The organism is Microbulbifer thermotolerans (genome assembly GCF_900112305.1).
Classification (GTDB): Bacteria; Pseudomonadota; Gammaproteobacteria; order Pseudomonadales; family Cellvibrionaceae; genus Microbulbifer; species Microbulbifer thermotolerans.
In genome coordinates, this window is sequence record NZ_FOKT01000018.1 from 1 (window position 1) to 5,950 (window position 5,950).

At 46.2% G+C, this 5,950-nt stretch carries 8 protein-coding genes; all 8 read right to left on the bottom strand.

Going from position 1 to position 5,950, the window contains the following annotated elements:
• Nucleotides 1-296: RHS repeat domain-containing protein (locus BM155_RS16475; RefSeq protein WP_139223316.1), on the bottom strand; the 296-nt coding region annotated here is incomplete at its 3' end.
• Nucleotides 297-467: 171 nt separating this feature from the next.
• On the bottom strand, nt 468-800 hold the full coding sequence (locus BM155_RS16480; RefSeq protein ID WP_074904397.1) for a DUF1493 family protein: 333 nt from the start codon (nt 798-800) through the stop codon (nt 468-470).
• A 262-nt stretch (nt 801-1,062) separates the two neighbouring features.
• Complete coding sequence (locus BM155_RS16485) at nt 1,063-1,389, bottom strand: hypothetical protein (protein WP_139223317.1); 327 nt, start codon at nt 1,387-1,389, stop codon at nt 1,063-1,065.
• Nucleotides 1,377-2,144, bottom strand: coding sequence for an RHS repeat-associated core domain-containing protein (locus tag BM155_RS16490; protein ID WP_074904404.1), 768 nt, complete (start codon nt 2,142-2,144; stop codon nt 1,377-1,379). The genes BM155_RS16485 and BM155_RS16490 overlap by 13 nt, the downstream gene beginning before the upstream one ends.
• Nucleotides 2,145-2,889: 745 nt before the next feature.
• The gene (locus BM155_RS16495) at nt 2,890-3,111 is read right to left on the bottom strand and encodes an Imm32 family immunity protein (protein WP_074904407.1); all 222 of its coding nucleotides are present in this window, start codon (nt 3,109-3,111) and stop codon (nt 2,890-2,892) included.
• Between the two features lie 107 nt (nt 3,112-3,218).
• A complete protein-coding gene (locus BM155_RS16500) occupies nt 3,219-3,764 on the bottom strand; it encodes an RHS repeat-associated core domain-containing protein (RefSeq protein WP_074904410.1) in 546 nt (181 codons plus the stop codon).
• 142 nt (nt 3,765-3,906) lie between these two features.
• A complete protein-coding gene (locus BM155_RS16505) occupies nt 3,907-4,416 on the bottom strand; it encodes a DUF4304 domain-containing protein (RefSeq protein ID WP_074904413.1) in 510 nt (169 codons plus the stop codon).
• 19 nt (nt 4,417-4,435) lie between these two features.
• Nucleotides 4,436-5,635: an RHS repeat-associated core domain-containing protein gene (locus tag BM155_RS16510; protein WP_074904416.1), complete on the bottom strand. Its 1,200-nt coding sequence runs from the start codon at nt 5,633-5,635 to the stop codon at nt 4,436-4,438.
• Nucleotides 5,636-5,950 lie beyond the last annotated feature (315 nt).

Sequence of the window (5,950 nt, forward strand, 5' to 3'; positions counted from 1 at the left end):
GTGATATTGTTGGCGAGATCATAGGTGTAGTATTCAGAACGGATATCACCGATTCCAGTGGCGGTTACCGTTTCCAACCTTCCGTCCAGGTCATAGGTGTAGCTCTGGGTGATGCCGTTGCCGTAATCCATGGATGCAATACCGCCGTAGGGGTGATATTGGATATTGCTGACGATGGTCTGGGTGGTGGCTTGTGCATTATCTTTAGTGGTGATGGCACTGATGCGACCTAATGCATCGCGACTATAGATGACGCTGCGGCCAGATGGGTAGGTAATGCCGACAACGCGCCCCATTGTGCACGAGAACTTTCAGCACCGGCATTTTTCACCCATACAGGACGTCAGATCTAGTAACCCAAATAGCAGACCCTAGAAACATCAGAGTAAGTTTGCAATGGCCTTCCCATCAATTTTTTAATTTATGGGTATCCATTTTTACCTTTCTCAGACAACCCTATCGGTCTTTTATATCAGATATCCCTTTCGAATCGACTCAATAAGATTTTCTACAGTAATCTCTTTCTTATCAGCTTGTGTACGACCATTTAAAATCATCTTAATCAAGCTAAAAGGTGAAGCAGCACCTTCATTGCCAAAATATTCAGAATACTGAAAATTGGATACATCAACTTCAAAAGACTTAGAGAATTCCGAGATTAAGTCCATGGCATCTTCGCCATCAATACCCAAGTCATGAAAAAGTCTAGTATTCAAGTTTATTTTAGATACGCTGATCGCTGTTTCATTGCTCAAGAAGTCAATCACTCGGGCCTTTATTTCATTTCCCTCGACACTCATATGCTGCACTCCCCTTTTTCTTCACATTCCGCTAAGCAATCAGCTAATTGAACAGCATCATTACCCAGCAAGCTCCAACCCACATAGGGTACAAGTCGACCTAATACTCTTCCCAGAACCCGAGAGCCTGCCCCAAGGTTAGAAACGGTTGGAGTGGGTACTCTGACAGGTAGCCGTTGAGGCAAAGCGCTTGTCAGGGTTCGCGACGCAATAAAAACCCAGCATTTTGGCTGGGCTTTCTGTTGTCCGGCTCGAATCAAGTTTAACAAATAGCCGGTTTACCGCTTCTTAAAAGTACATAGTTTCCTTCATTCACAAATCCCACCCCCCCATTAAGAGATACCTTGTAAATGAGGTAGTGCTTGACATCCACACATGAAAGCACTTGCACTTTCTGTTGAGGCTCTAAGTTTTTCCAAGCCCTCTCCTTAGGCAAAGTCATTGCGTCTTCTTGACTCGAAAACACCGGAACAATTTCTTTTGCCATCAAGTACAACGGTGGTTTTTGCTGCATATAAAAAAACAGCCACGTAATTCCACATACCAGTATCAGGATTATCCAACGCATATTATTTTTCATTTTGTCCAAAACCCATCATCCCAAAATCCGCGCTCAGGCCCAGGGTAGAAAGTCGATCCACCATTGAGTGGAGAATCCAACAAGTCATTACCAATATTCACTGGGAAGAATGAATCAGAGACAGACGAGCCCAACGCTTCTTTCAAACAGTCCTTATGAGGATCACCGCAATTATTCGAAAAAGCACTGTAATCGCCCCCATGCTTTGCATAACACGCAACTAATTTTGCTTCTTGTTCTGGAGTCAAATTGAGAATTTGACCGACCCCTGAACGAAAAGCCTGCTGGCGACTCGCATAATCAGAAGCATTAGGATATTTCGTATCCCAACCGCCCGGCCCCCACGAATAGTTAGTTCCATTAACATTTGAAGACACATGCCCAAATGATGATGACGAATGCCCCACAGGTTGCCAAATAATAATCTCGGTATATAACCCAAGGGGATCAACAAAATTCAGAGGATTACCATCGACGTAAGCGTAGGTATTTAATCCACCTCTCAGGCCAATCGGATCACTTTGCAAGTATCGTCCAAGACTGGAATCATAATCCCTGAAGTAGTTGTAGTAAAACGCCGCCTCATCACCCTGTATCTGCTCCGGGAACCGCAAATTTACAACAATCTGCTCTCGATCGCTATCCGGATCAGTATCCGGCGCTGCCTGCCCAAACGCATCACTGTCCCAGCGCCAGATAACAACTTCATTACTGTCAGTTCCAATACGCGGCGTGTTTAAGTGGTCCGTGTGCAGATAAGGCAAGGCTCTACCCGCGACACCGGCGCTACCTGAACCGCAACTTCGAAAGCCGCAAGTCTCTGGCTGGCGCCGCCCATTCAGTGCGCTCTGCCTGCGAGCAATTCGGAAAGCGCCGGGCCCACGGAATCCGCGATTGTGAGCACTACCTATCCCCGACGATCACTTCCTAAAGTTTTGCCTTTCCTTGAAAAATACCGTCACGGGCTTCCTCGACGTGCTGTTACATCCCAATAAAGCTATTTGACACAATTCCATACAGGACGTCATATCTAAATAACCCAAATAGCAGACCCTGACAACAGCGGAGTAAGTATGCAATAGCCTTCCCATCAATTTTTTAATTTATGGGTGTCCATTTTTACCCCCCAAAAGACGGCGGCCTAAAACACTTGACCACTACAATTCCAAAGCAACCACTCTTCCGGAAACGACATTAGCTCAAGGAAATCCTTTTTTGTCATTCGCACGAATCGCACTCCGCAGGCTCTAGATACTCCACACCAGCATTGACGAGCTGCTCAGCAACGAAAGTAAGAGCACCGGCAAGCGCGGCCCCACCTCCCGGCTACAGCAGCAAGCGTAACAGATCAGCCAATTGCTCAGGAGTAAGCAGAAGCCGATTTCGAAGATGCTGGATGAGGTGATCGGTCAGAAGAAGTCGGCTTGATTTTTTAGAGAACCAAAATGACAAAACTCCAGACGAACGGCTGGGGTTTTGCTATTGGATTAATTCGAGAATCTTAGAAAATCAAGGCTTAAAAACTATCAGATCACATTCTATAGATGAGTTCTCAACGCCAACATACTCAGAATAATGCTCATGCTCCCAATTTTCGTCTTCATCCATCTCAGCGGCACATTTTTCAACAAATTTCGCTAACTTCCTAAGCTCCTCTGGCGAAGCCTGCAAGGTAACCTCACTTATTGTTAGCAATTTATCCCCACCACTCTCATAACCAAAAGCTCTCACACTTTCCTCCTAGCACATCGGCACTTCAATACATAAATCTGGATTTATCTCACAATACATGTCTTTCGGAGATATATTGAATGGAATCATCATGCAGGCAGGGCGTCTCAGCTTAAATCCTTTCTTCTGCAAGAACTTCCTAATTTTTTATTCATATTTTCGAGGCTTCCGCTGTTCTTACGACTTTGAGTGCCGTCTTGGTTAACGACACCGTTGCCTTTAGGTGTTTCAAAATGCGCGTGTTTTTGTTGTCCTGTAACATGAGGGTTATCTATTCGCACACGGTTTCCACCACCTAAATCTGTAATTTTTCCAGAAGGTGCCAATCCAATGTCATCGAAATAATTGATTGGGTTTCCAAGTACATACAGGTAAGTATTTATGCCGCCGTTGAGTCCAATCGGGTCGGATTCCAAGTACCTGCCCGTGCCCGGATCGTAATCCCTAAAGTAGTTGTAATAATACGTCGCCTCACCACCCTGTATCTGCCCCGGAAACCGCAAATTTACAACAGTCTGCACTCCATCGCTATCCGGATCAGTATCCGGCGCTGTCTGTCCAAACGCATCACTGTCCCAGCACCAGACAACAACTTCATTACCATCAGTTCCAATACGCGGCGTGTTCAAGTGGTCCGTGTGCAGATAAGTCAATACCCTACCCGCGACACTGGTTCTACCTGAACCAAAACTTCGAGAACCGTTTTAAGTCTCTGGCTGGTGCCGCCCATTCAGTGCGCTCTGTCTGCGAGCAACTCGGAAAGCGCTGGGTCCACGGAATCCGCGACTGTGAGCACTACACAGGGAGCCCAAATCTTTTCATATGCTTCCCCACATTTTTGCATTCAAACCAATTAGTTATTTCATTGGAGAGCACAATTGCCTTGTCTACAAGGCTTGTTATTGCCTGTTCATTCTTAGGAGATAACAAGCCAAGCTCAAACCAACGAGCTCTCAAAGATGAACTATATAGCCGGTATGATTCAGAAATTGCAGACACATCAGCGACATTCTGATCAAGATGATCGCCCCACGGCAAAGTTACACCGCCCGGTGGCACAATTCCAAAATTAATTACAAATTTTGGCCTTCCGTACTTGTCGAATTGGAATTCGATAACGTCTAAATTGTCATCTCGCATCCTCTTCAAACGACCCAGCGGAAACACTATTTTTAGCTCTGATTTTGCTTCTTCAGCAGGTAGAGGAACAAGTGAAAATCCTTTTTTAACAAATACGTTAGCGAGGCGATCACCAACGTCTTGTACCAAAATAGCTCTCAAATTTTCACTTTCCCTCTTACTCACAAACCACCTTCAGATTTAGCTAATTACATCCACAACCAGAACCTACAGCCGCATTAGCAGCAGCCCCTCCAGCAGCAGCACCGGCTGTACCTCCCAAACCACTTCCTACATTACCAAACCATGGATAGCCCCACCGATCTACTTGATAAGCACCACCCAACGCTCTTTGTGCTGCTCTTTGTGCCTTGGTTAATCCGGAAGTACCAAATTTTGATTCTACATAATAAATACTACCATTTCTGCCTTGCCAAACACTGTCAGCGATTGAACGTTGGCCAGGTATACGCTGCTGTGTTCCTAAGCGCCGACTTCCACGCAAAGTATGTTTTGCTGTAGAAAGCGCCTCTCCAATCGCACCTTTAGTTTGATTTGACAAGCCCTTTAAGCCAGCAGTAAGACCTTGCCTGCCCGCAGCGGAACCCAAACCTCCAGTTACTGCACCTAAAGGTGCCGCCCCAGCTACTTGCCATGGATTTACACAACTGAGATTCCAGACGTTTTGACTCAATTGAAGAAACAAATCAATTCCGCCGCCAATTAGTGCACCAGGGACACCAAATTCTCCAGTGGGATCTGTGTAGTTAATGGGGCTGTTATAAACGTAAGTGTAGGTATTTTGGCCGTCGTATAAACCTAGCGGATCACTTTGAAGGTATCGTCCAAGACTGGAATCATAATCCCTGAAGTAATTGTAGTAAAACGTCGCCTCACCACCCTGTATCTGCCCCGGAAACCGCAAATTTACAACAGTCTGTTCTCCATCACTATCCGGATCAGTATCCGGCGCTGTCTGCCCAAACGCATCACTGTCCCAGCGCCAGACAACAACTTCATTACCATCAGTTCCAATACGCGGCGTGTTCAAGTGGTCCGCGTGCAGATAAGTCAAGGTTCTACTTTGAACTTCCCCTTCGCTAAAGGTCGTTACAATCTGTGCCACCGGCATGTTATCCAGGTAGATGTAGTCAATCTGGCTCTGGATATCTGTGCCGTTGGCAGCGATATTGGTCTCAGCAAGATACTGTCCACCCAAGTCGTAGTGCAGCAGGTTGTCCTCGCTCTTGTCCGTACGCACACGCTGACCCAGAGCGTTGTAGAAGTAAGTCGCTTTGAGTTCGCCCTCTTCGCTATAGGTTTTTAAGCGGTTGGTGTAATTGTAAGCGGCTCCAGATAGATCCTTGACAATAGCTCTAACTGAACCGCAGCTTCGAAGCCGCAAGTCTCTGGCTGGAGCCGCCCATTCAGTATGCTCTGCCAGCGAGCAGATCGGAAAATTCAGGGCCCACGGAATCCGCGACAGTGAGCGCTTCTATCCCCCCCCTAAAATTTTGCCTTTCCTTGAAAAATACCGTCGCGGGCTTCCTCGACGTGCTGTTACACCCCAATAAAGCTGTTTGGCGCAATTCCATACAGTACGTCAGATCTAATAACCCAAATAACAGCCCCTAGAAACATCAGAGTAAGTGTGCAATGGTCTTCCCATCAATTTTTTAATTTATGGGTGTCCATTTTTACTTTACTCCCTCCAGAGCCA

Excerpts from the sequence above, each read along its gene's own strand:
- BM155_RS16480 (WP_074904397.1), bottom strand. The coding sequence starts at position 800 with ATGAGTGTCGAGGGAAATGAAATAAAGGCCCGAGTGATTGACTTCTTG.